At 50.7% G+C, this 23,803-nt stretch carries 23 protein-coding genes; 14 read left to right on the top strand and 9 right to left on the bottom strand.

Going from position 1 to position 23,803, the window contains the following annotated elements:
• Window positions 1-61 precede the first annotated feature (61 nt).
• The gene (locus J1785_RS16990) at window positions 62-628 is read left to right on the top strand and encodes a phosphatidylinositol kinase (protein ID WP_238483257.1); all 567 of its coding nucleotides are present in this window, start codon (window positions 62-64) and stop codon (window positions 626-628) included.
• Window positions 625-1,098, top strand: a complete 474-nt coding sequence (locus J1785_RS16985) for a helix-turn-helix transcriptional regulator (RefSeq protein ID WP_217157607.1) — start codon at window positions 625-627, stop codon at window positions 1,096-1,098. Before J1785_RS16990 ends, J1785_RS16985 begins: the two co-directional genes overlap by 4 nt.
• A 59-nt stretch (window positions 1,099-1,157) precedes the next feature.
• Here the strand turns inward: J1785_RS16985 and J1785_RS16980 are convergent, their stop codons facing one another.
• The 3 genes from J1785_RS16980 to J1785_RS16970 all read right to left on the bottom strand — a co-directional run bounded on the left by J1785_RS16980 (window position 1,158) and on the right by J1785_RS16970 (window position 3,845).
• A complete protein-coding gene (locus J1785_RS16980; RefSeq protein ID WP_129990941.1) occupies window positions 1,158-1,478 on the bottom strand; it encodes a DMT family transporter in 321 nt (106 codons plus the stop codon).
• Window positions 1,479-1,652: 174 nt separating this feature from the next.
• Window positions 1,653-3,119 (bottom strand): sensor histidine kinase, encoded by a 1,467-nt coding sequence (locus tag J1785_RS16975; RefSeq protein WP_217138831.1) that lies wholly within the window; start codon window positions 3,117-3,119, stop codon window positions 1,653-1,655.
• Window positions 3,120-3,122: 3 nt separating this feature from the next.
• Window positions 3,123-3,845: a response regulator transcription factor gene (locus J1785_RS16970; protein WP_129953692.1), complete on the bottom strand. Its 723-nt coding sequence runs from the start codon at window positions 3,843-3,845 to the stop codon at window positions 3,123-3,125.
• Window positions 3,846-3,998: 153 nt separating this feature from the next.
• On the opposite strand from J1785_RS16970, the gene J1785_RS16965 reads away from it, so the two are divergent.
• Genes J1785_RS16965 through J1785_RS16955 form a run of 3 tightly spaced genes read left to right on the top strand, consistent with a single transcriptional unit; the run spans window position 3,999 to window position 5,756 of the window.
• The gene (locus J1785_RS16965) at window positions 3,999-4,625 is read left to right on the top strand and encodes a cytochrome b/b6 domain-containing protein (RefSeq protein WP_129953693.1); all 627 of its coding nucleotides are present in this window, start codon (window positions 3,999-4,001) and stop codon (window positions 4,623-4,625) included.
• A 9-nt stretch (window positions 4,626-4,634) separates the two neighbouring features.
• Window positions 4,635-5,438 (top strand): molybdopterin-dependent oxidoreductase, encoded by an 804-nt coding sequence (locus J1785_RS16960; protein ID WP_129953694.1) that lies wholly within the window; start codon window positions 4,635-4,637, stop codon window positions 5,436-5,438.
• 51 nt (window positions 5,439-5,489) lie between these two features.
• Window positions 5,490-5,756, top strand: a complete 267-nt coding sequence (locus J1785_RS16955; protein ID WP_129953695.1) for a pentapeptide MXKDX repeat protein — start codon at window positions 5,490-5,492, stop codon at window positions 5,754-5,756.
• A 113-nt stretch (window positions 5,757-5,869) separates the two neighbouring features.
• On the opposite strand, the gene J1785_RS16950 is transcribed toward J1785_RS16955, so the two are convergent.
• Entirely contained in the window at window positions 5,870-6,259 is a 390-nt protein-coding gene (locus tag J1785_RS16950) for a hypothetical protein (protein ID WP_217138829.1), read from the bottom strand.
• A gap of 158 nt (window positions 6,260-6,417) precedes the next feature.
• Between J1785_RS16950 and J1785_RS16945 the strand changes: the two genes are divergently transcribed.
• Both J1785_RS16945 and map read left to right on the top strand, forming a co-directional pair.
• The gene (locus J1785_RS16945) at window positions 6,418-6,672 is read left to right on the top strand and encodes a ParD-like family protein (protein ID WP_129953697.1); all 255 of its coding nucleotides are present in this window, start codon (window positions 6,418-6,420) and stop codon (window positions 6,670-6,672) included.
• A 37-nt stretch (window positions 6,673-6,709) separates the two neighbouring features.
• Window positions 6,710-7,465 carry a type I methionyl aminopeptidase gene (map, locus tag J1785_RS16940; protein WP_377427219.1) on the top strand — a complete coding sequence of 252 codons (756 nt, stop codon included), beginning with the start codon at window positions 6,710-6,712 and terminating at the stop codon, window positions 7,463-7,465.
• A gap of 61 nt (window positions 7,466-7,526) precedes the next feature.
• Here the strand turns inward: map and J1785_RS16935 are convergent, their stop codons facing one another.
• Together J1785_RS16935 and J1785_RS16930 are read right to left on the bottom strand one after the other, a co-directional pair.
• A complete protein-coding gene (locus tag J1785_RS16935; RefSeq protein WP_238483256.1) occupies window positions 7,527-8,009 on the bottom strand; it encodes a PadR family transcriptional regulator in 483 nt (160 codons plus the stop codon).
• Window positions 8,010-8,011: 2 nt separating this feature from the next.
• Complete coding sequence (locus J1785_RS16930; protein WP_217219963.1) at window positions 8,012-8,824, bottom strand: siderophore-interacting protein; 813 nt, start codon at window positions 8,822-8,824, stop codon at window positions 8,012-8,014.
• A gap of 417 nt (window positions 8,825-9,241) precedes the next feature.
• Between J1785_RS16930 and J1785_RS16925 the strand changes: the two genes are divergently transcribed.
• From J1785_RS16925 to J1785_RS16915, 3 genes are all read left to right on the top strand, one after another.
• On the top strand, window positions 9,242-11,614 hold the full coding sequence (locus J1785_RS16925) for a TonB-dependent receptor domain-containing protein (protein ID WP_370278324.1): 2,373 nt from the start codon (window positions 9,242-9,244) through the stop codon (window positions 11,612-11,614).
• A gap of 148 nt (window positions 11,615-11,762) precedes the next feature.
• Window positions 11,763-12,797: a TRAP transporter substrate-binding protein DctP gene (gene dctP, locus J1785_RS16920; protein WP_217219961.1), complete on the top strand. Its 1,035-nt coding sequence runs from the start codon at window positions 11,763-11,765 to the stop codon at window positions 12,795-12,797.
• Between the two features lie 314 nt (window positions 12,798-13,111).
• Complete coding sequence (locus J1785_RS16915) at window positions 13,112-13,498, top strand: methionine-R-sulfoxide reductase (protein ID WP_013578081.1); 387 nt, start codon at window positions 13,112-13,114, stop codon at window positions 13,496-13,498.
• Window positions 13,499-13,709: 211 nt separating this feature from the next.
• Here the strand turns inward: J1785_RS16915 and bamA are convergent, their stop codons facing one another.
• Both bamA and J1785_RS16905 read right to left on the bottom strand, forming a co-directional pair.
• Complete coding sequence (gene bamA / locus J1785_RS16910) at window positions 13,710-16,133, bottom strand: outer membrane protein assembly factor BamA (RefSeq protein WP_217219959.1); 2,424 nt, start codon at window positions 16,131-16,133, stop codon at window positions 13,710-13,712.
• 221 nt (window positions 16,134-16,354) lie between these two features.
• Window positions 16,355-17,287 (bottom strand): aminoimidazole riboside kinase, encoded by a 933-nt coding sequence (locus J1785_RS16905; protein WP_129953702.1) that lies wholly within the window; start codon window positions 17,285-17,287, stop codon window positions 16,355-16,357.
• A 250-nt stretch (window positions 17,288-17,537) separates the two neighbouring features.
• On the opposite strand from J1785_RS16905, the gene J1785_RS16900 reads away from it, so the two are divergent.
• From J1785_RS16900 to J1785_RS16885, 4 genes are all read left to right on the top strand, one after another.
• Entirely contained in the window at window positions 17,538-19,118 is a 1,581-nt protein-coding gene (locus J1785_RS16900; RefSeq protein ID WP_129953703.1) for a carbohydrate porin, read from the top strand.
• A gap of 73 nt (window positions 19,119-19,191) precedes the next feature.
• Window positions 19,192-20,565 carry a sucrose-specific PTS transporter subunit IIBC gene (locus J1785_RS16895; protein WP_129953704.1) on the top strand — a complete coding sequence of 458 codons (1,374 nt, stop codon included), beginning with the start codon at window positions 19,192-19,194 and terminating at the stop codon, window positions 20,563-20,565.
• The gene (locus J1785_RS16890) at window positions 20,562-21,971 is read left to right on the top strand and encodes a sucrose-6-phosphate hydrolase (RefSeq protein ID WP_217219957.1); all 1,410 of its coding nucleotides are present in this window, start codon (window positions 20,562-20,564) and stop codon (window positions 21,969-21,971) included. Before J1785_RS16895 ends, J1785_RS16890 begins: the two co-directional genes overlap by 4 nt.
• Window positions 21,972-22,001: 30 nt before the next feature.
• Entirely contained in the window at window positions 22,002-23,048 is a 1,047-nt protein-coding gene (locus J1785_RS16885) for a LacI family DNA-binding transcriptional regulator (RefSeq protein ID WP_129953706.1), read from the top strand.
• On the opposite strand, the gene J1785_RS16880 is transcribed toward J1785_RS16885, so the two are convergent.
• Window positions 23,040-23,687 carry a hypothetical protein gene (locus tag J1785_RS16880; RefSeq protein ID WP_129990931.1) on the bottom strand — a complete coding sequence of 216 codons (648 nt, stop codon included), beginning with the start codon at window positions 23,685-23,687 and terminating at the stop codon, window positions 23,040-23,042. The two genes, J1785_RS16885 and J1785_RS16880, sit on opposite strands and share 9 nt — an antisense overlap.
• Between the last annotated feature and the right edge of the window lie 116 nt (window positions 23,688-23,803).

The following is a 23,803-nucleotide window of genomic DNA, read 5'->3' as shown; positions in this document are numbered from 1 at the left end:
ACGTTAAATAGACTATTCTTTATTAACGAGTAATATACCACTCATAAGTAAAGAGGACCTTATGGAAGAATTAACGTTACAAGCTTTTCTCAATAATGAGTGGGTTGATATTGCTAACATCACCTTTCCCGACAGCGAACAAAACAACTATCGCCTGACTGAACTTAATTATCTTTTCGATTATGCGATCGATAACCTAGACCGGGACGATAACCGCGCCGTATCACTTAATCATCCGGTTGCTCTCTTTTTTGAGGATGACGGTCAGCGCGGTTGGCTGAAGTTTCTCGATGACATCATTCCCAGCGGCTCCAGCCGTCGTTATTGGGCCAACTATCTTGACCTCGAAGGGCTGACCGCTGATGAGCAAAATTTTGTATTGCTCAAGCATGGCACCCTGTCCCGTGTCGGTAATCTGCGCATAAAAGAGTCATTACCCGAATATAACCCGCTGGCTGAAAAGCTTTTCTTCACTGTAGAGGATGTTAAAAACCGGGCAGGTGACTTTCTGGACTACGCACAACAGCGCGGTGCAGCAGCCCGTGGCATACCGCAACAGATCCTGAACATGCCTGCGATAAGTTTCAGTTTTATCCCTGAAAAGTTACGCCGCTGGGGGTTGCTATGAAAGAATCAGACATCGCGGCTCATTCTGCGAGAAATACCATTGATAAAATACGGGCGAAACAAAATGACGCGAATCATTCGCGGCGTGATGCCGGACAAATGCTGGCTCAGGGAAAAACCTCTTCCACGGTAAAAAAACAAACCCGGCGAAGAGTATCAAGCCTGACGAAACCGGTCAGCGCCAATGACAGAAATGAAGCCCGACTCAACATCATGCGGGCGTTACTTTTGGGTGAAATAACGCAGGGACAAGCGTTAAAAGCATTGCGGATCACTGTGCTGGGATTAAAGCAGGACACTTTTGCGAAATTGGTTTCCGTATCGCGTAAGTCACTGTCAGAAGTAGAAAATGATAAAGGAAATTATACCCCTGACATCATCAACAGACTGTTCAAACCCTTTGGTCTGAAAGTCGGGCTGGTGCCTGTTTCTCAGCAGATATTCAGGACTCTCTTTGAGAGCAGTGAGTAAGATGTAAAAAAAGCCGCTCCTTTTACAGAGCGGCTTTGTCATGTTTCGCGTTCCCGCTGCTATCCTTTCGTCGCCACTTTCAACAAAATGACCCCGGCGAAAATCAGCAGGACGGCGATGACGCGCAGTGGATTAAGGCTTTCGCCGAACATCACTACACCGAGAATAAATGCACCGATGGCGCCGATGCCGACCCAGATGGTGTAAGACGTGCCGAGGGGCAGCGTTTTCATGGAAATCGCCAGCAAAACGACGCTGAGTATCATGAAGAAAACGGTAAGAATACTGGGAATAAGACGGGTGAAACCATGAGATTCTTTCATCGCGGTCGACCAGACCACTTCGAAAATACCGGCGAAAAGCAGATAAACCCAGGCCATAAAATTTCCTTAAAACACGCAAGGTCGTCCCTGCATCAGTATGGCTGAGTCTCTGGTCGTCCAGTCAGCATGAAGAGTGGGGATTATAGTTCACTCTTTCCTGACTTTACAAAATCTACGCCCCGGGCGGAAAAGTTTCCCCTTCGGTTCCGTTCCGAATTAATGGAAAACACTTTAAACCGGGACGGAAAACTGAAAACAGGCACCGTGTTTCGGTTGTTCAATCAGTCGGATATCACTGCCGTGGAGTTGCAGAATGCGGCGGACAATCATCAGCCCCAGCCCGCCCGCGCGGTGTTTGTTGGTACTGAGAATTGACGGACGTACGAACAGGCTGTCTTTCAGTTCCGGCGCAATCCCCGGCCCGCTGTCTTTCAGTTGCACCATCACCTGCCCTTCCTGTTTCCACAGTTTTATTTCGATCACCCCGCCTTGCGGCGTAAAACGAATGGCGTTATCCAGCAGATTAGTCAGCACCCGTTCAATCATGCCCAAATCGGCATTCACCAGCGGAATACCCGGCGTAATATCGGCCAGTAATTTTTGCCCGCGGGTTTCGGTCGCCAGTTCAAACTTCTGAAAAACATCCTGCACTAATTCACTCAGTGAGAAAGGTTCTTTCTGCGGTTTCACGACGCCATATTCCAGCCGTGCCAGCTCAAATAATTCCTGCGCCAGTCGCCCGACTTTTTTACTTTGCATCAGGGCAATATTCAGGTAACGCTGCCGGTCTTCATGACTCAGATGGTCTGATTTGACCGACAACGTTTCCAGATATCCGTGCAGGGAAGTCAGCGGTGTGCGCAGATCATGGGAAATATTGGCGATAAACTCCCGTCGCTGCTGATCCTGCACCATCAGGCTTTGCCATTGCTGATCGATGCGTTTTGCCAGTGCGACAAACGCCTGTTGCAACTGCGTGACTTCATCGCGGGCAGCGCCTGCCGGTGCATCGCCTTTTGCCAGCGCCTGGATCGCTTCCATGCCACCGGTATCAAGTTGGGCAATCTGCGAGGTCAGTTTACGCACCGGGCGCGTCACCCAGCGGAATGCCAGCGCACCGGCCAGCAGGCCAAACAGCGCCACCAACCCCATAGACCGCAGCGCCAGAGAAATCGCCGACTGGTACTGCGCGTCGCTGGTCAGCGCGGTGTATTGGTCACCGAGAAGCACGATATACACATACCCTTTGATGATACCGTCTACCCGTAACGGGGCGGCGCTGAATACCTGACGCGTTTGCGGATCCCGCGGATTCTCGCCATATACCGGCATTTTCGCACCGTTAAGCAACGCGTTAACCGGTGTTAAGTCGATCTTCTGCTGTTGCAGTCGCCCGGGCGGTGCCGCATTTCCGACGATATTGCCGTCTTTATCGAGCAGATACACTTCTACGCTCGGGTTCACCGCCATCAGTTGATCAAACAGCGTATGTACCGCTTTGGGATCCCAGTTTCCCTGGCTGAGCAGCGGATTATTTGCTGCAATCTGCGTCGCCAGATTGGCAGACAGACGTTGGATCACCGACTGGCTGTACTGATTACTCGAGCGCACCTGCATGTAGCCGGAAAATGCGCAACACGCGATCAGCAGCACCATAAACACCAGGGTCAGTCTTTGCGCCAGCGTGAGATTTTTCATGATTTACCCTTGTGCTTCTTCAGCAGAAGACACGAATTTATAACCTTTTCCCCACACGGTCAGAATACGTTCCGGCTCGGCCGGATTGGCTTCTATCTTAATGCGCAGACGGTTGATATGGGTGTTTACCGTATGTTCATACCCTTCATGTTCATAGCCCCAGACCTGATTTAACAGGCTGAGCCGGGAGAACACTTTGCCGGGATTTTTGGCAAAGAAGTACAACAGATCAAACTCGCGCGGCGTCAGTTCAACCGGCTGATGGTTCAACATCACGTCCCGTGCAATCGGGTCGATGACCAGACCGGAAAAACTCAGCGTACCGGCATCCATTTTCATATTACGGCTCATGGCTTCCTGCCGCCGGAACAACGCCTTGACCCGTGCGACCAGTTCCAGCATGGAGAAAGGTTTGGCCAGGTAATCGTCCGCGCCCAGCTCCAGCCCGAGGACACGATGCACTTCGCTGGAACGTGCGCTGATAATAATGATCGGCGTGTAACGCGTCATATTACGGGCGCGGCGACAGATTTCCAGACCATCGATACCCGGTAGCATCAGGTCGAGGATCAGCGCGTCCCAGCCGCCTTTTTCCAAATGTGCCACGCCCAGATTGCCGTCAGCAGCATGGGTAATTTCATAGCCTTCATCGCGCAGATGCAGGCTGAGCAGTTCCGCGATATCCCCGTCATCTTCAACGATCAGGATCTTCTTCGTCTTATCCATGTGTTATCCCAAAACGTGGCATTCCCCAATGGTTTGAGTCTACACAAGCACAGCCCGCCGAGTTATCACATTTTATTTAACTTTGCGTGAGGTCTCGGGGAACAAATCCGCTCAATACTCGCTACATCACAGGACGGACAGCCGGATTTCATCATGACAATACACACGGACTTACCCGATCAGGCCAAACAAAAACCCGCCATCGTGCATCCATTATGGCTGCGGCTGTCGCACTGGCTGAACGCGCTGGCGGTGCTGATTATGGTGACCAGTGGCTGGCAGATTTATAACGCCTCACCGCTGTTTGATTTTGCTTTCCCGCCGGGGGTCACATTGGGTGGCTGGCTCGGCGGCGGAATTCAGTGGCATTTTGCCGGTATGTGGCTGTTCGGCTTCAACGGCCTGTTTTACCTGCTGATGAACATTTTTACCGGGCGGATGAAAAGAAAATTCTGGCCGCTGACGCCGCGCGGCATCTTCAATGATTTGTGTGCTGCCCTGCGCGGCAAGCTGAAACACGACGACTTACGTCACTACAACATGGTGCAGCGCGCGGCATATGTGTTCGTGATGTTCGACGGCATCGTGCTGGTACTTTCCGGGCTGGTGGTGTGGAAATCCGTGCAATTCCCGTTGCTGCGCGAACTGATGGGCGGCTTCGATACAGCGCGTTACGTACATTTTCTGGCGATGGCTTCGCTGGTGGCATTTGTGGTGCTGCATATCGTGATGGTGGCACTGGTGCCGAAAACGCTGATTGCCATGCTGCGCGGTCGCTGAGGAAAACCCATGAAAAAACTCATTAAAAAAAGCATCAGCCAGATTTTCAGCACCGCCGACAGCGAAGCGATTGTACAGGAAGCCAAAAAACAGATTATCCGCGAACTGGATGCGCCTTCCCGTCGCCTGTTTTTACAGCGCGGGCTGACGCTCGGCGGCGTCGCGATGCTGACCGGCTGCGATATCAGCGATAACGCCAGCGTGGAAAACGCACTCGGCAAAATCTCCGGTTTCAATGATCGCGTACAGGGCTGGCTGTTCGGCTCAACGCGTCTCGCGCCGGTGTATGCCGAATCGATGATCACCCGTCCGTTTCCGTTTAATGCGTTCTATGCCGAAGACGACGCGCCACAAGTCGACGGCAACGACTATCGCCTGAAAATCGCCGGTCTGGCACTGGATAAACGCGAATGGTCACTGCCAGCGCTGTACAAAATGGCGCAGGTCAGTCAGGTGACGCGACACATTTGTGTCGAAGGCTGGAGCGCGATTGGCAAATGGGGCGGCGTGCCGTTCGGTGATTTTCTGCGCCTGATTGGGGCAGATCTCACGGCGGAATATGTCAGTTTCAAATGCGCCGACGAGTATTACACCAGCATTGATATGGCGACGGCGCTGCATCCGCAAACCCTGTTGGCGCTGACTTATGACGGCCAGATTTTACCGCGTAAATACGGTTTTCCGATGAAACTCAGAATGCCAACCAAACTCGGCTACAAGAATCCAAAACATATAGAAGTGATTGAAATTACAAACAAATTTACCGGTGGCTACTGGGAGGATCAGGGCTACAACTGGTTCGGCGGAAGCTGAACATTATCCATAAAACCCTTTGTATATCAAAACCTAAGAGAAGGATTTACCATGAAAAAGTTAACTGTAATGATGATGTCGGCTTGTCTGATGATGGGCGCAGTGAGCACCACTTATGCCGCTGACGCAATGGCGAAGAAAGACACCATGGGCCACATGTCGAAAGATTGCATGAAAAAAGACAGCATGAGCAAAGACAACATGGCGAAAGACAGTATGGGCAAAGACTGTATGTCGAAAGATCACATGAAGAAAGACAGCATGTCGAAAGATTCCATGTCCAAAGACAACATGAAAAAAGGGGCAATGAGCCAGTAAAGCGCTTTCCCCTTCGACTCTGTAGCCAAAACGCCTCCGTCTGTTCAGCGGGGGCGTTTTGCTTTTTGTTAAACCTGAATAACCCGATGATGAAGACTTAATTCAAATATTCATTACTTTGTGGCACTGGACGCCAGGCGAATCTGAATATCATTGTCGAGATTATTCACCCAATGGTTATAACTGCGGTGGATCTCGCCTTTCTCTGCCAGCAGGTTAGTGCTGCCGACATAATTAATGGTGTAGCCGCTGGTGTTATAGGTAATACGGATATCGGCTTTGTGCTCACGGTTATTCAGATGACCGTTAATTACGCCCGGTGCGCCATCCGTCATTATCCAGCCACGTTTTTGTCCTGCGTCGATAATAGCGGTCCTGATCTGACTTTCTGAATTATGTGTTACCAGCGTGGTATGCGGCGTGGATACCGGCTCGGTACGCGCGCAGCCAGAAAGCGCCATGACACAAACAAGGCCGATAAGTAACTTACTTGTAGATTTCATGTGAACCTTTTAGAGTGAAAATTTCAGATAAGAGATTGAAAAGTCACCACAATATACGCCAATGTCCCAAAGGTGTCATGAAACGTGCCGGTTGAGTTTAATCTATTTTATGCGTAGTATATAAAATATATATGATTCGTATACTGCTGAGGCAACCCATGGGTATCATTAAGATTTCAGAACTGATGCACGAGAATTTGCGTATTGCCAGCATGGCTTATACGCGTTCGATGAACGCACAGGCCGAGCACTGGATGAAAATTGGCATGCTGATGGAAACGCACCCCGACATGACGCACAGCGAAATTTCGCAATTGCTGGTGCGGTGTAGCGTGGAATCGGATGAAAACGCAGGCAGTATCCGCACGTTGTTAAACGTGGGCGCCACACACAGGAAGGCAAGCAATGAATAATGGTTTAGATAGCCGGTATTTCGTCAATAATAACCGCATGGTCAAAACGCCGGAAGGCCTCGATAAAGCCCGTATTGCCGGCAAACTGGCAGCGCGTGTATTGCATATGATCACACCCTACGTTGTACCGGGTGTCACCACCAATGAACTGGATCGCATCTGCCACGATTTTATCGTCAATGAATTGCAGGCGATCCCGGCCAATATCGGTTATCACGGCTATCAGAAAACCACCTGTACCTCCGTCAATCACGTCATTTGTCATGGCATTCCTTCTGACAAAGCGCTGAAAAAAGGCGACATCGTCAACATCGACGTGGCGCTTATCAAAGACGGCTGGTACGGCGACACCAGCCGCATGTATTACGCGGGCGAGCCGGGTATTCTGGCCCGCCGTCTGGTAGATACCACGTTTGAAGCGATGATGGCGGGCATTGAAGTGGTGCGTCCGGGTGCAACGCTTGGCGATGTGGGTTATGCGATTGCCGCTGTCGCCAGACGCGAAGGTTTTTCCATCGTGGAAGAGTATTGCGGACACGGCATCGGTATGGGTTATCACGAAGATCCGCAAGTGCTGCATTACGGCGAGCAAGGCCGCGGACTGGTTTTACAGGAAGGGATGTTATTTACCATCGAACCGATGCTGAATGCCGGTAAAAAACAAAATAAAGTCATGCCCGATGGCTGGACCGTAGTCACCAAAGACCACTCGTTATCCGCACAGTGGGAACATATGATTGCGGTAACGAAAACCGGTTACGAGATCTTAACGCCGTGGCCTGAAGAGATGTGACTATCCTGAAAGTATAAAGCCTCCGACCGGAAGGCTTTATACTTTCTTTCTGAGGTGCGGCTTAACTGCGCTCAATTTCTTTGGTCGCACGATCTAATGCATCCGTGATTTTATACAAGGTTTCCTGTTCGATCGGGCCTTTCGCCAGCCGCAGATTAAGCGCCATGCGGATATTATTTATCGCACGCTGCATTTCCGGAATACTGCGATTGTTTGACAAAATCGCCAGTGAATGCAGTTTCTCTGTCACTGAGCCGAGCAGTTCTTCCTGCCCGGCCAGTGACTGCGCACCTTCCGGTGTGATCGAATATTGCTTCTTCCCGCCCTCTTCCTGGCTGGCTGAAATCAGCCCCTGTTCTTCTAAAAATGTCAGATTCGGATAAATGATACTGGCACTCGGCGTGTATTCACCTTTAGATAATTCTTCAATGGCTTTGATCAGCTCATAACCATGGGCGCAACGCCGCTGCAAAAAATGCAGCATCAGCAGACGGATATCACCCGTTTCGAACATTCTTTCACGGCGGTGTTTATGATTCATCATCGTTACTTATTATGCCAATAAGCCACACAACGCACGAAGTTTGGATCGAGTCCGCAGGTTTCAACGAAATAGTCATTCAGCCCTTTCGCGAATTTGCCTTCACCGGTCGCCCAGATGTAGTAATCACTTTCCGGCAGAAGCAGGCTTTTCACCTTCTTCACGACCGCATCCTCTTCCTGATAACCGCCGTGCGTATCGCTGATAATCCAGTCGATGCTGACATCATTTTCTTCATCTAAGTAGCTGACACAACTCACATCTCTCACTTTCGCCAGCACGGTGATATTGGCATCTGAACCGGCCTGTTTCAGTTCGCGCAGACGGCGTTTCACCGCCGGAAGACCGGTTTCGTCGCAGATATAGAGCTGCCATTTGTAACCGGCAGGAATAATCAGTGAACCACGCGGTCCGCCAATGATCAGTTTATCGCCCGGCTTTGCGCCGGCCGCCCATTCGCTGGCGACACCACCGTCGTGAATATAAAAATCCAGTGTCAGTTCGTTGCTCTGAGCATCAAAGTGCAGCGGCGTATATTCGCGGTTCAGCGGGCGTGCTCCTTCACCCCACACAATGCCTTCTTCGGTCACTGCCGGTGGCGTAATCACATCCCCCGGATTTGCCGGAAAAAACAATTTGATATGGTCATCAAAGCCGCCTGACGTAAAACCTTTCAGCGCGTCACCGCTTAAAATAATCCTTTTAAAACAGGCGGATAGTTTTTCACTCTGTTTGACCGTGATATGACGGAAAACCAGATCATTTTTGACACGGACCGGCAAGTTTGCGGCAGGGGTTTCAGTGCGATGTTGTGCCATCAGTTTCTCTCTTATGCGTAAGTTTTGTTGAAAGATATATCTTAGTTATATTTTATTCAACCCCACAAAGTGTAATGCGCTGTCTTCTTTTCCCTGTGTTTTTCACCTCACCTTTATCTCTCCCTGAGAACAGACGGGATAAATTTTGTTAAGGAATGCATTTTTTTATATCATTTTGTTGATAACAATTATCAGTATCATTATCATTCTCAAAAAGCCAGGGTGGGCGTTGACGCCAGGTAAGCCCATACTTTATAAGGATAATGGCTTTTTCAGGGAAGAATTGAATGCAGATGATCAGTGCGTCTGTTTTGTCGAAAGGCAGTAAATGCGAGCAGAACTCTAAAAATTAGTGCAGGACAAAAACAAATGTTCACATCCTTTACACAGCAGGGTTTAGTGAAAAACGTCATTTTCATGGGGACGATTCTCACCACCACATTTCATGTAAATGCAGCGGAAGCCGTGAAAGACAATACCGATCTCACCGCAAACAATACGCAATCTTCTGAAGCCATCAAAAAAAAACCGGCGGTGCGTACAGCTCAGGATCTGGCGCAGAACAATGAAGAAGTCATGACGGTCACCGAAACGATGCCGGATAAAAAACCGGGTTCGAAAACCACCCTCACAGCAGCCGAAATGCAGCGCAAAGGCGGTAATGATTTCGGGACTATTATGCGTTATGAGCCGCTGATCACCGCGACCGGCGCGAGTGGCGGCTCCGGCAACGGCAAAAGCGGTTTTGACCGTAGCGGTTATACCGGCTATAACATTCGCGGCCTGGAAAGCAACCGCGTAGGCATTGATGTCGACGGTATTCCGCAGCCAAGCGCCACCGGGCGCAGCTACGTCAGTCGTGCGGGGCTGAATACCTTTGGTATTGGCCGTGATTACATCGACCCGTATATTTATGGTCAGGTGGATATTGAATCCGGTGCCACATCAGCCGACCGTGCCAACACCTCCATCGGTGGTGCCGTTTCTTTCCTGCCAAAATCTGCCGACGATTACCTGCGTCCGGGCAAGGAAACTTATTTCGGTTACCAGTCTGATTATGATTCCTCAGACCGTTCCTGGCACAACGGCATCACCGCTGCCGCCGGTGACGAAACCCTGCGTGGCCTGATCGCCATCAGCCGCCGCGACGGTCAGGAAACCAGCAACAACAGCGGAACGCTGGATGCGTATCCGGCCAACTGGCACTCTGACGCCATCATGACGTCGGTAATCTGGCAGCCTAATGACGCCCATAAAGTCACAGGCACCCTTGATTACTACGAAAAAGTAAACCACACCCATTACGATACCTGGAACAACGCGGGCAGCGCGATTCTCGGCACCGCACAGCAGCAAAGTAACACCCGCCGCTGGGGTGCAAGCCTGAAAGACGAATGGACGCCGTTCAACGATTACGTGGATGCCATCGTCTCGAAAGTCTATTACCAATATACTCAGGCGCACGACAACACTTATCTGCCAAACGAAAGCAAGCAGATGATGAATGTCTACTCGAACTACGACGTAAACACCTACGGCGCAGAAACCAGCTGGCTGAAAACGCTGGGTCGCCATGAGTTAAGTGCCGGTATCAACGGTCGCGTGTCCAACACCGAACGTCCGTTCCGCGAAAGCCCGGACCAAAGTGCTTTCACGACCATCATGCAACCGGAAGCCAACAGCCGGACGTATATCCTCGGCGGCTTCCTGCAAGACACCGTTAAGTTTGACCTAGGCGGCCATAACTTCTCTGTAGTGCCTGCGGTGCGTGTCGCATATCAGAATACCAAGGCACAAAATCTGTCAGACTTGTCTAACAGCATCGTTTCTGAAGATCAGGTTTCCACCCTGTACGGTAAAGCCAACTCCGATACGCAGGCTCTGCCATCGCTGGCCTTCACCTATGACATCACCCCTAAACTGATGACTTATCTGCAGTACCAGCGCGGCGCGCAGTTCCCGGATGCCAGCCAGCTTTACGGTTCCTGGAACCTCGGTTCTAACTATGCAGGACGTGGTCAGTATGCGCTGATCGGTAACACTGACCTGAAAACCGAAACCAGCAATAACTTTGAATGGGGTATGAAAGGCGAAGCCACGGAAGGCGTGACCTTCAGGACTTCCCTCTTCTATAACACCTACAAAAATTTCATTGCTAATACCCGTTACACCCGCGCGGGCAGCCCGGGTATGTTCACCAACGTGCCATCCAATATCTATACAATTTATCAGGCAGAAAACCGCGATGAAGCGTTTATCTACGGTGGCGATCTGAGTACCAAAATTAACTACGGCACCTGGTTTAGCCGCGTTGATGGCCTGAGCACCACCTTCGCACTGGGTTATGCCAAGGGTGAATCGAAATCCAGCTACGACGGTGACAAATACGTGGATCTCGACAGCGTACCGCCAATGAAATTTGTGGCAGGCGTGGCATGGGATGCGCCATCCGGCGTCTACGGAACCGCCCTGACGGCAACCTTCGTGAAAGGCAAAAAAGCCGAAGCGACCAGCCGACAGAGCTATACCAATGCCGGTACGCCAATCACCGGCTCCACCACCGAATACATGAATGTGCCGGGTTACGGTATGGTGGATGCAACGGCCTACTGGAAAGTCGCGAAGAACGTCAAGCTCAGCGGCGGTGTTTACAACATCACCGACCGCAAATACTGGGATTATCTGAGCAGCCGTACGCTGACCGAAACCACTAATCAGGATGAATACAATAAAGCGCTGGCCGTGATGCCGGGACGCAGCTTCCAGCTGGGTGTGAACGTCGATTTCTAACCGATAATACTCAACCGGGCAAAATCAGGAGCGTCATGTGCAAACATGACGCTTTTTTAATTTTACGCAAATAACCTGTTTTCACGCACGTCCACATTAGGGTTCAGCAGATAAACTCTGGTTTTACCCAACCGAAATGTGAGATTACATGGACTTAATCAGAAAACCTCTGGCACTTGCCCTCGCTTTACTCTTGTTACCGGCGGTTGTTTCTGCCACGACCTTGCGATACACCGATCACGAACCGCTGGGCGCAATGCGCACCCGCTTTATCAAAGATGTATTATTTCCGGCGATTGAAAAAGAATCCCATGGGCGCCTGAAAATTGAAGAGCACTGGGGTGGCGAACTCTCTACCGGCTACGATGCATTGCGCACTGTGCGCGAAGGAAACAATGCAGATATTGGCATTGTGGTGCCGGAATATACCGCCAAAGAGTTACCACTGCATCAGCTTTTCAAAAGTTTTCCGACAGGGCCATCCGGCGATAAACAGATAGCGTTCTTCCGCCGCGTATACGCCGAAATCCCAGCCTTCCCCGCTGAACTGGCAAAGAATGGTGTGGTAGATATTTTTCTCTCAACAGGTTATCCGGTGGCCTTTTTCAGCACACATCCGCTGGAGAAACTGCAGAATATCAAAGGCACCGCTTGGCGTTCAGCCAGTTTTTGGCATCAGAACTTCCTGCGTAATGCGGGCGCGACCCCAGTGACCACACCGTGGGGCGAACAAACGGTAAATGCATTTAAGACCGGTAAACTCGACGGCATTTTGGTCAACATTGACAGCGGTTATGATCTGAAAATCCAGAAGATGGCACCGGAGGTTATAGTCTCGAAAGAACTGTGGTTGGGTCATCTTTACCTTCTGGTGATGAACCATAAAGTCTGGAACGGACTGGCGCAGGAAGATAAGGACGCCATCACCCGCGCCGCTAATACCGCTTATAAAGTTGCCGGTTCGATGATGGATCACAGCGTTGAACCGCAACTGGATGCCCTGCGTAAAGACGGTGCAAATGTCCGCGTTCTGCAACACAGTGAAGTCACGTACTGGCAGGAAGTGACTGGCTATCAGGACATCCAGGCCAACTGGGTGAAGAACCAGGAAGCCGCTGGTGTTAAGGATGTCGCATCCACCCTGCAAAAAGTCAGTAAAGTCATGGAAGAAGCGATGAAGTAAAAATGCCTTATTCTGCGGCAGGAGGGGATCCCCTGCCAGGATCCCATTCTGATTATCAGGTTCTCTGAAGCAGCGCTGACGCCATCTGTATTATCTGCCGGTACTGGCTGAGCCGCGTTCTCTGTAGTCGGCGCAGGCTGATCTGATCACCCTGTGCAGCAGACCGATTTTAAAAACCGTATCACCCCGTGGCAGACGCTGCGTAGCGGCGTCAAACAGCACGGTTTGGCATGAAGGCACTTGCAGCTTGATATATCGCCCCAATATAGAGCTACACTATAAAGTTGCAATGTCACCTGCCAGGAGCAATGATAATGAACAGAGAACTGAATGATTTTGAACGTTTTGTCATCGAAAACAAAGGGACAGAGCGCCCGAATACCGGTGAGTATAACGACCACTTTTCACCGGGCCGTTACGTCTGTAAAAGATGTTCTGCGCCGCTGTATTCCTCAGAACACAAATTCGAATCCCATTGCGGCTGGCCAGCTTTCGACGATGAAATTCCGGGTGCGGTAGAACGTGTGCCGGATGCCGATGGCCGCAGAACAGAAATTGTTTGTGCGAACTGTAAGGCACATCTGGGGCATGTCTTTGAGGGAGAATATTTGACCGAGAAGAATCTGCGCCATTGTGTAAACTCCGTTTCAATGATTTTTGAAAGTGCCGACGCGCAGGGAAATTACCACAAAGCAGAATAATCGCTTATTTCTGATGTGATAAACCCATAAAAAGAAGGGCCGCACAGGGGCAGCCCTTAAAAGGAAGAACTCCAACAATATTATAATGGCATGATGTTTTACCCTAAGGGTTGCTCAATAAACATCATGCCGGCATTATAATTGAATCTGATTTATTTTCTATTCTCATTGCGTCTGTAAAAAGTAATAACTTTGTAAGACGGATTTATTATCACCACGTTTTACCGATATTAAACTGGAATTGCTCAGCGCTGTCCCCTTCATATTTCACCAGCGGCTGCGCATAAGAGAATACCAGCGGGCCAAGCGGGGATTGCCATTGCAGCGCTATACCACTGGAAACACGAATATGTGTCGGGTCACTGTAATCCGGAATACCCGCGGCTTCGGTCGCTGAGGTATTTTTCCATTTTGTATCCCACACCGTGCCGGAGTCGACAAATAGTGATGTACGGACCGAACTGGCGTATTTCTCGCTGATGAACGGCGTCGGCACATACAGTTCCGCGCTGGCAATCGCCATCGCATTACCGCCCACCGCATCAGTCGATTTGGTCACCGGACAGGTGGAATACGAGTTGTCAGCGCTGCTGCATTTGTAATACGCCGCTTTCGGCCCGATGGTGTTGGAGGAGAAACCGCGAACCGAGCTGGAGCCGCCCGCGTAGAAGTTGTCGTAGAACGGCACTTCGTTGCTGCCAATGCCTGCCGCATAACCGGCTTTGGCGCGGCCCATTAATACCCAGTCCGATTTGTCACTCAGCGGGATGTAATGGTTGGCATCGAAGGTGATTTTGTAATAGCTGTCGTCCGAGCCCGGCGTGGTGACTTTTGCTACCAGACTGGCGCGCGTGCCGGATGACGGGAAGAAGCCGCGGTTAAGATCGTTATACGCCCAGCCGGCGCTGGCGAAGAAGTCATTGGTGCTCAGTTGTGCATCGCTGCTGGTAGACGTCGTCACCAGCCCCGGCTGTACGCCGCTGGCATTGAGATAGCGCCAGACCGCTACCTGCGGCTCCATATCACTCAGCGTACTGTGAACGTAATCCAGCCCCAGATTCAGCGTATTATTTTCGCTGACCGGCAGACCGAGATTCACGCCCGTGCCGTAACTTTGCAGGTTATACGCCGCCAGATCGTTATCTTCCGCGTCGTAATGGTTGTAGAACACTTTACCGCCGAGGCTGATACCATCAACGGTGTAATACGGGTTAGTCGCCGAGACTTCGACATAAGTCTGATAAGCGTTGCGTGTACCGCTGAAGCTGACCGTATTACCGCTGCCCAGCCAGTTATCCTGCGTCACACCGAGTTGATAACTGATGCCACTGTCAGTGCCGTAACCCACACCCACGTTGAATGTACCGGTATTGCGTTCTTTGACTTTGTAAACCACATCAACCTGATCTTGTGAACCCGGTACCGGCTGCGTATCCACATCGACCGACTCGAAATAGCCGGTACGGTTCAGCCTGTCTTTGCCCTTTTGCACCAGATCATTGCCCAGCCACGCGCCCTCCATCTGGCGCATTTCACGCCGCAACACTTCATCTTTCGAGGTGTCATTACCTTCAAAACGAATGCGTCGCACCGAATAACGGTTGCCGGTATCCACGCTGATACGCAGTTTCACGGTTTTATCCGTTTCATTAATGTCGCTTTGCGTCGTGACATGCGGATAGGCATAGCCGTAGCGGCCCAGCAGATTTTTGATATCACTTTCCACTGTGGTGACTTTCGCGCCGTTATACCACTCACCGGCAGGAATAGTGGAAAGTGTTTCAATTTCGGAAGAATGTCCGGCCATATCACCGGTCACCACCACGCCGGACACGGTATATTTCGCACCCTCGGTAATATTGACGGTAATATAAATTCCTTTTTTATCCGGTGTTAAACTGACCTGGGTGGAATCAATATTAAAACGGGCATAACCGCGGTCGAGATAAAAACTGCGAAGTGTTTCTAAATCACCTGATAATTTTTGTTTTTCATATTTTTTATCGCCAATCACATTCCACCACGGCACCTCATCGCGCAGCTGGAAATGGGCGATTAAATCGTCACTGGTAAAAGCTTTATTGCCCACAATATTGATTTGTTGAATTTTTGCCGACACACCTTCGGTAAAAACCAGTTTCACGTCCACGCGGTTACGCGGCAACGGCGTCACCACCGCTTTTACACTCGCGCTGTATTTGCCGACGCTGTAATAAAAATCCTCCAGCCCCTTTTCAATCGACGAAATGGTGGTGCGGTCCAGCGCTTCCCCGACGCGGATCCCTGAGGCTTCGAGGTTCTGCTGCAACATCTCGTCCTTTATGGCTTTGTTGCCTGAGAACGTAATGCTGGCAATCGTCGGCCGTTCTTTCACCTGGACAATCAGCGTGTTGCCATCTTCAAGCACCTTCACATCGTCAAAATTGCCGGTCGCAAACAATGCACGGATCGTCTGGCTGATATCGTCATCGGATACCGTATCTCCCACGCGCACAGGAATGCTCAGCAACGCCGCACCCACAGTGACCCGCTGCAATCCTTCGACGTGAATGTCTTTTACGACAAACCCGCCGGCAGCAAAAACCGGGACACTGCTGAACAGCAGCGACGCTAAGAGTAATTTTTTCATTGTCATGTGATCCGTGCTCGCCGTTTTTCAACTCACAAAAATTCCTGTTAACAAAAGATTTTGCTAGCAGAAGAAATAACCTCGCTAACAGACTGTGAGATATAGGCGAGGTTCAGCGGCTAACTTTTGATTTTCGTAAAACATGACATTGGATTACGCATTACTTACATTCTTTTCGCCGGAAGAACAGTTGCAGTCCGCGTAAATTCATCGGGCGCGGACCCGGTTTAAGACGAAAATGCCTTTAAGGTATCGCTATCGGGTAATGCGGTCATTGCGCCTCTGGCAGTGGTGGCCAGTGACCCGCATGCCAGTGCCTGCCGGATAATAGATTGCCAGACATTGTCCGACCTCAGCGGCCAGTGTTGCGCCAGTCCGGCCAGCAATCCGGCAACAAATGCATCTCCGGCACCGGTGGTATCCACGGCCTTCACTTCGGGCGCGGGGTAGTGTTTCAGACCCGCATTATATTTCCGGTAGACCGAAACCCCTTGTTTCCCCTGCGTGACCAACAGCAGTTCGGGTTTATACACGTCGCACAGGCGTAGCACCCCTTCTGATAACAACGCTTCACCCGTCAGAAATTCCAGCTCATCCTCTGAGATTTTAATCACATCAGCCAGCGACAAGGCGCGGGCAAGATTGTCACGCAACAGGCCTTCATCAGACCACAAATCATGCCGGATATTGGGGTCAAAACAAATATACCCCCCTGCTGCTTTCATTTTTGCCATAGCCAGAAAGGCGGTAGAACGTGAAGGTTCCGCAGATAACGCTATCGAGCATAAATGTAAAAAATCCCCGGGCTTGAAAGCCGGGATGTCGTTGGGCTGCAGAAAGAGATCAGCGCCCGGACGTACCATAAATGTGAAGGTTCGCTCTCCGTCAGCATCGTTTTCCACGACGACGGTGGAGGTTCGGTGATGAGCATCAAGGTACATACAATCAATATTCACCCCCTCATCACTGAGTGTTTTTCGCAGAAACTTTCCGAACGGATCGTCACCCACACGTCCGATAAATGCGCTGTCACCTCCGAGGCGGCGGATCCCGACGGCAACATTCGCCGGTGCCCCGCCCGGACATTTTAATAAGCGGCCATCTTCTTCAGCGATCAGATCCACCACGGCATCGCCCAATACCCAAACCCGGTTAGTCATCTTCATTCCTTTTTTAAATCCTGATAAATCGTCTGTTGATAAAATAGAAGAACCGGTTTAGCTATTCAAGTGCAAATGAAATTTCAGGCTTAGAGAACATTTTGCCAGCAAGATCACAATCCCACGACAAGACCTTAAAAATTCATTGCCTGCATGCCATGCGAATGCTTATTGTGCTCAGGAAAACCAGTTTAGCAATTTAGCTAAACAGTTTTCCCCATAATAATTAAACCTCTTCTGAGTGATAAAAATGATGATGAAACCCCGCTATCTTGCTGTTGCAATTGGATTAATTTTGTCATGCACCGCCCAGGGCGCCGATATTTCAGCCAGTGCCATTGAAGCCCGCTTTGCCGCGTTAGAAAAAAGACTACAAGTCGCCGAAAATCGCGCCGCCAAAGCAGAGAAACGTGCCACTGAAGCTGAACAGCAGGTCAAAACACTGGAAGCGCGCACAACCAGTAATGAACAACAGACACGGCTCGTGGCGAAGGATGTTGAGACGACCGGGCAAAAAACAGCAGAGGTGGCTAAACGTACTGAAACGTTAGTCGCTGACAACAATAAAAACAGCAGTGATAACAGCGGGTTCAAATTTACGGGATATGCACGTTCAGGCGTGATCATGAATGATTCGGGGACCTCAACAGAAAGTGGTCCTTATGTTACGCCTGCCGGGCAAACTGGCGGTGCGGTAGGACGTCTGGGCAATGAAAATAATACCTACGTCGAGCTGAATCTGGAGCATAACCAGACGATGGCCAGCGGCGCGACCTCCCGTTACAAAGTCATGCTGGCTGATGGTCAGCGCAGCTACAACGACTGGACCGCAGCCACCAGTGAATTAAATATCCGTCAGGCCTTTGTTGAACTCGGTTCTTTACCCACGTTCAGCGGCCCCTGGAAAGATTCCACCCTCTGGGCGGGTAAGCGCTTTGACCGCGATAATTTCGACATTCACTGGCTTGATTCCGACATCATCTTCCTGGCAGGCACAGGCGGCGGGATTTACGACGTTAAATGGGGGGAGAACCTGAAAAGTAACTTCTCGCTCTACGGAAGAAACTTTGACGATCTTGAAGACAAGAATAGCGATGATACCCGCATCGAGAATTACATTGTTACGGCCAATAACTATGCCGGACCTTTCCAGTGGATGCTAAGCGGGCTGCGGGCCAAAAACAATCAGGATCGCGAAAATACCGGCACCAGGGGGGTCACCAATGCGGCGGATACCGGCTTCCATACCCTGCTGGCGTACCACGGCGACAGTTTTTACGGCCTGCGTGAAGGGACATCCAAAACAGCACTACTTTATGGTCACGGGCTGGGAGCAGAGGTGAAAGCACTGGGCTCTGACGGACATCTGACTGACGATGCCAGTACGCTTCGTCTGGCCACATACGGTATCACGCCGATCAGCAAAAACTGGAGCATCGCACCGGCTGTTCTGGCTCAGCAGAGTAAAGACCGCTATGTCTCCGGAGATAACTATAAATGGCTGACGTTTAATACCCGGCTGATCCAGCAAATTACTGAGAATTTCGAGCTGGCGTATGAAGGCAGCTATCAGTATATGGATCTCGATCCGCAAGGTTACAGCGATTACAACAAAGTGAAAGGGGGTTTCTACAAACTAACCTTTGCACCGACTTTCAAGGTGGGCGATATCAGCAACATGCTGAGCCGTCCTGAAATACGCTTCTTCGCCACCTATATGGACTGGAGCAAAGAACTTGACAGTTACTCCTCCAGCGATTCCTTTGGTACTGATGGCTTTACAGCGGGCGGACAGTGGAATTTCGGCATCCAGATGGAAACCTGGTTCTAAACAGCAGGGTTTGATTCAAAAAAAGCGCCCGGCCTGACCGGGCGTTAACGATAATGATAAATTAAGGGATTCTATGAACATCAATGCAATCGCGACTGAGCTGCTTCCGCTGTTGGGTGGGAAGGACAATATTGCCAGCGCGGCACACTGTGCCACACGTCTGCGCCTGGTGCTGGCAGATGACAGTCTGATCAACAAAAGTGCTATCGAAAAAGTGGAAGGCGTAAAAGGCTGTTTCAGCAATGCCGGACAGATTCAGATCATTTTCGGTACAGGGTTAGTGAACAAGGTGTACGCCGAGTTTATTAAAGTGGCCGGTATCAGCGAATCAAGTAAATCCGAAGCCGCCGATATTGCGGCACGGAAACTCAATCCCTTCCAGAGACTTGCGCGCGTACTGTCGAATATCTTTGTGCCGATTATTCCGGCAATCGTCGCCTCCGGCCTGCTGATGGGGCTGCTCGGTATGGTGAAGACCTACGGCTGGGCCAACCCTGAGAGCGCGATTTTTATCATGCTTGATATGTTCAGCTCGGCGGCATTTATCATTCTGCCGATCCTGATTGGTTTTACTGCCGCACGGGAATTTGGTGGCAATCCGTTCCTCGGTGCCACCCTCGGCGGTATTCTGACACATCCGGCGCTGACCAACGCCTGGGGCGTTGCCAGTGGTTTCCATACCATGAATTTCTTTGGTATTGAGATTGCGATGATCGGGTATCAGGGCACGGTCTTCCCGGTTTTACTGGCCGTCTGGTTCATGAGCTTCATTGAAAAACGCCTGCGCAAAGTGATCCCCGATGCACTGGATTTGATCCTGACACCGTTCCTGACGGTCATTATTTCCGGTTTTATCGCATTCCTGATCATCGGCCCTGCGGGTCGTGCGCTCGGTGACGGTATTTCGTTTATTCTCAGCACATTAATCTCCCATGCCGGTTGGGTGGCAGGGCTGGTGTTCGGCGGATTGTATTCAGTGATCGTGATCACCGGTATTCACCACAGCTTCCATGCAATTGAAGCGGGTTTGCTGGGGAATCCGCATATCGGCGTGAATTTCCTGCTGCCTATCTGGTCGATGGCCAACGTTGCACAAGGCGGGGCCTGTCTTGCCGTCTATTTCAAAACGCGTGATGCGAAAATTAAAGCCATTGCGGTGCCTTCGGCCTTCTCCGCGATGCTGGGCATCACCGAAGCGGCAATTTTTGGTATCAACCTGCGCTTTATGAAACCTTTCCTCGCGGCGCTGGCAGGCGGTGCGCTCGGCGGTGCCTGGGTGGTGGCAATGCATGTCAATATGACAGCGGTTGGTCTGACCGGTATTCCGGGGCTGGCCATCGTGCAATCCAGTTCGATTCTCAGCTATCTGATCGGGATGGTGATTGCCTTTGGCAGCGCATTCCTGCTGTCATTGCTGCTCAAATACAACACGGAGAGTGAAAAATGACGGAAGCCGGATTGCTGAAAAAAGCGCTGCACAGCGTGGTGGCGGGTCAGGTTAACGCGGCGGCAGATCCTTACCGTCCCGGCTGGCATCTCGCGCCGCCGGTCGGGTTGCTCAATGACCCGAATGGTTTTATCCAGCATAACGGACGTTTCCATTTATTCTACCAATGGAATCCGCTGGCCTGCGCGCACGGTGCCAAGTTCTGGGGGCACTGGAGCTCAGCAGATTTGCTTCACTGGCAGCATGAACCGCTCGCGCTGGTGCCGTCAGAAGAATTCGAAACCCACGGATGCTATTCCGGTTCAGCCGTGACCGATAACGGCCAGCTGACACTCATTTACACCGGTAATGTGAAATATCCCGATGGCAGCCGCACGGCATTTCAATGTCTGGCACGCGAAAACACAGAGGGCCAGTTTGATAAAACCGGCCCGGTACTCTCCCTGCCGGCAGGTTATACCGGACATGTCCGGGATCCCAAAGTCTGGCGACATGAAAACCACTGGTACATGGTGTTAGGGGCTCAGGATCTTAACCTTCAGGGCAAAGTATTATTGTTACGATCCGACAACTTATTAGCCTGGGATCTTCTCGGCGAAATGGCCGGTTCAGGTTTACACGGGCTGGGTGAATTCGGCTACATGTGGGAATGCCCGGATTTATTCCGGCTGGGCGATAACGACATTCTGATTTGCTGTCCGCAAGGTTTAGCGGCGGAATCTGACCGTTATCTGAATACGTTCCAGTCGGGTTATTTTGTCGGGCAACTGGATTACGACAATGCGACCCTTGAGCACGGCGAATTCACTGAGTTAGATCTGGGGTTCGAATTTTATGCGCCGCAAACTACGCAAACGGATGACGGGCGACGCCTGCTCATCGGGTGGATGGGCATACCGGACAGTGATGAATTTTTCCAGCCGACAATACAAAATGGCTGGCTGCATACAATGACCTGCCCGCGCGAACTGACGATGGTGGCGGGTAAAATCATGCAAAAACCGGCACGGGAACTGCAACAACTCCGTCGTGATGAGCAGGCATGGCAGGGAACTGCCGACGATTGCCCTCATCTGGACATCACAAAAGCCGAGACGGAAATTATCACTGAACACGCTTTCAGTGCGGATTTAGGTGGCAACATGACGCTCAGCTTCGACGGAGAATGGCTGCGTTTAACACGAAAAAACCGGCGTACTGGTTTGCCGGAACACCGTGTCTGGCGCGGCGCGCTGCACAAGCTGACGGTATTAAGCGATGCGTCGAGCCTTGAGATTTTCATTAATGACGGGGAAGCTGTGATGTCCTCACGCTATTTCCCTGCTTTACCTGCCCAACTGACCGTACGGGGTTCTCATCAGATTGCGCTGCGCCACTGGTCGTTGGCTGAATGCGTGATAGAATAAATGCCCTTTCGGATAACAGAATATGGCGCAGTGAAAAAGACCAAACGCATCACTATCAGTGGCATAGCCGAACTGGCTGGCGTGTCGAAATCGACTGCCAGCCAGGTGCTTAACGGACACAGCAAGAAGTTTCGTATCTCCGATCTCACCCGGGATCGGGTACTCGCCGTGGCAGCAGAACATCATTATCAGCCGAGCATTCACGCCCGTTCGCTCAATGTCACCCGCAGCTTCACGCTTGGGCTGGTGGTGCCGGAAATGACCAACTATGGATTTGCCGCCTGCTCTAACGAACTTGAAATGCTTTGTCGTGAGAACGGCATGCAGTTGCTGATTGCCTGTACGGATGAAAACACCAGCCAGGAAACGATGGTTGTTAATAATCTTATCCAGCGGCAGGTCGACGGGCTTATTGTGGCATCAAGCATGCTCAGTGATGCGGAATACGTAAAAATCAGTCAGCAATTACCCGTAGTCTTATTTGACCGCCATATGCAGGACACACAGCTCCCTATGGTTGTCTGTGAAGCCATAGAATCTTCAGCAGAGCTGGTCTCCCGGATAGCCCAAATCCAGCGTGATGAGTTTTATTTTCTCGGTGGACAGCCGCGAATTTCACCGACCCGTGACCGTCTCGCGGGTTATCAGCTTGGGCTGCAACGTGCAGGTGTCAGCCTGAATCCCGATTGGGTTCTGTATGGTAATTACCATCCCAGCTCCGGTTATGAAATGTTTGCGCAACTTTGTGCCCGCCTTGGACGCCCGCCCAAAGCCCTCTTCGTTGCGTCATGTGGCTTGATGGAAGGTGTTTTGCGATATATGAGCCAGCATCAGTTGCTGGAGAGTGATATCCACCTGTGCAGTTTTGACGACCATTATCTTTATGACTCCCTGTCTGTGAAAATTGACACGGTCGCACAGGACTGCCGTGAACTGGCCATGCACTGCTTTAGTATGATAAGTGGGCTGATGAATGAACAACCCGTAGAACAGCCGCAATGCTTTTTAACCCCTAAATTGCACTGGCGCTCCCCGCCTTTTACACAGATTAATTATGGAACGCTACCGCTACGCTAAATGAAATAATCTCGATAACGATGCTGACCAGTCTGGTTCTGAGCGAGGAATATATTGCTGCCAGAACCCGCTGTTATCACTCGCCCAGGGTGGTACAGTCGGAGAACCTTTTAACCAGAACTGGATCTTTTTCATTACCTGAGGATTATGCCTGTTTCGATATATCCATCTTAACTCCACGCCCGTGAAAGATCTCCCGTGCTGATCCCTCGGATGAGACTTTTCTGCCACCATATTCAAATCTATTTCATCAAGAATAAAATGAACCGTGGTATTATCCTGTAACGTAGAAACCCAAAATAATCCTGCCTTACACTTTCTCCCAATAACCTGGTGATGATGTACTGCTCTGCCATTCATATTAAAACCTTGGGCCTCACATATTGTTTTATATTTTGAATGAGAGGATAACGTACGCAAATAGTCAGCCTGCTTTAAAGGCTTTACTCTCTCGTATTTATGCTGGAGCGTCTGTTCAACCTTTGTCGCGGCATATTGGTCTATCGTTGAAATATTCTTAGGGGTAGCCGAATTTTTGAAAAATTCGAATTTATTAGAATACATCCCCCTTTGCTCATGCATCCCGTAAACCAAATCCCCTTCCTCAAACTGCTTTTTGAATGGCGGAAAAAATGGCATTTTGATCTCCTTATGCTCTGCATATCATTGTCCTCCCGTAATTTTATCATCCTCCTTCAGAGACTGCACCAATAAAAATCAGGTCCTGCCACTCCTGTACTGCTCTCTCCGCTTAC

The organism is Rahnella perminowiae (genome assembly GCF_019049755.1).
Classification (GTDB): domain Bacteria; phylum Pseudomonadota; class Gammaproteobacteria; order Enterobacterales; family Enterobacteriaceae; genus Rahnella; species Rahnella perminowiae.
Note: the sequence above shows the minus strand (reverse complement) of the source record. Positions and strands in the feature narration are given on the sequence as shown.

Excerpts from the sequence above, each read along its gene's own strand:
- J1785_RS16975 (WP_217138831.1), bottom strand. The coding sequence starts at position 3,119 with ATGAAAAATCTCACGCTGGCGCAAAGACTGACCCTGGTGTTTATGGTG.
- J1785_RS16970 (WP_129953692.1), bottom strand. The coding sequence starts at position 3,845 with ATGGATAAGACGAAGAAGATCCTGATCGTTGAAGATGACGGGGATATC.
- J1785_RS16930 (WP_217219963.1), bottom strand. The coding sequence starts at position 8,824 with ATGGCACAACATCGCACTGAAACCCCTGCCGCAAACTTGCCGGTCCGT.
- J1785_RS16895 (WP_129953704.1), top strand. The coding sequence starts at position 19,192 with ATGAACATCAATGCAATCGCGACTGAGCTGCTTCCGCTGTTGGGTGGG.
- J1785_RS16880 (WP_129990931.1), bottom strand. The coding sequence starts at position 23,687 with ATGCCATTTTTTCCGCCATTCAAAAAGCAGTTTGAGGAAGGGGATTTG.
- J1785_RS16950 (WP_217138829.1), bottom strand. The coding sequence starts at position 6,259 with ATGAAATCTACAAGTAAGTTACTTATCGGCCTTGTTTGTGTCATGGCG.
- bamA (WP_217219959.1), bottom strand. The coding sequence starts at position 16,133 with ATGACAATGAAAAAATTACTCTTAGCGTCGCTGCTGTTCAGCAGTGTC.
- J1785_RS16925 (WP_370278324.1), top strand. The coding sequence starts at position 9,242 with ATGGGGACGATTCTCACCACCACATTTCATGTAAATGCAGCGGAAGCC.
- J1785_RS16900 (WP_129953703.1), top strand. The coding sequence starts at position 17,538 with ATGATGATGAAACCCCGCTATCTTGCTGTTGCAATTGGATTAATTTTG.
- J1785_RS16960 (WP_129953694.1), top strand. The coding sequence starts at position 4,635 with ATGAAAAAACTCATTAAAAAAAGCATCAGCCAGATTTTCAGCACCGCC.
- J1785_RS16990 (WP_238483257.1), top strand. The coding sequence starts at position 62 with ATGGAAGAATTAACGTTACAAGCTTTTCTCAATAATGAGTGGGTTGAT.
- J1785_RS16985 (WP_217157607.1), top strand. The coding sequence starts at position 625 with ATGAAAGAATCAGACATCGCGGCTCATTCTGCGAGAAATACCATTGAT.
- J1785_RS16955 (WP_129953695.1), top strand. The coding sequence starts at position 5,490 with ATGAAAAAGTTAACTGTAATGATGATGTCGGCTTGTCTGATGATGGGC.
- J1785_RS16935 (WP_238483256.1), bottom strand. The coding sequence starts at position 8,009 with ATGATGAATCATAAACACCGCCGTGAAAGAATGTTCGAAACGGGTGAT.
- J1785_RS16915 (WP_013578081.1), top strand. The coding sequence starts at position 13,112 with ATGAACAGAGAACTGAATGATTTTGAACGTTTTGTCATCGAAAACAAA.
- J1785_RS16980 (WP_129990941.1), bottom strand. The coding sequence starts at position 1,478 with ATGGCCTGGGTTTATCTGCTTTTCGCCGGTATTTTCGAAGTGGTCTGG.
- J1785_RS16890 (WP_217219957.1), top strand. The coding sequence starts at position 20,562 with ATGACGGAAGCCGGATTGCTGAAAAAAGCGCTGCACAGCGTGGTGGCG.
- J1785_RS16905 (WP_129953702.1), bottom strand. The coding sequence starts at position 17,287 with ATGACTAACCGGGTTTGGGTATTGGGCGATGCCGTGGTGGATCTGATC.
- J1785_RS16945 (WP_129953697.1), top strand. The coding sequence starts at position 6,418 with ATGGGTATCATTAAGATTTCAGAACTGATGCACGAGAATTTGCGTATT.
- J1785_RS16965 (WP_129953693.1), top strand. The coding sequence starts at position 3,999 with ATGACAATACACACGGACTTACCCGATCAGGCCAAACAAAAACCCGCC.
- map (WP_377427219.1), top strand. The coding sequence starts at position 6,710 with ATGGTCAAAACGCCGGAAGGCCTCGATAAAGCCCGTATTGCCGGCAAA.
- dctP (WP_217219961.1), top strand. The coding sequence starts at position 11,763 with ATGGACTTAATCAGAAAACCTCTGGCACTTGCCCTCGCTTTACTCTTG.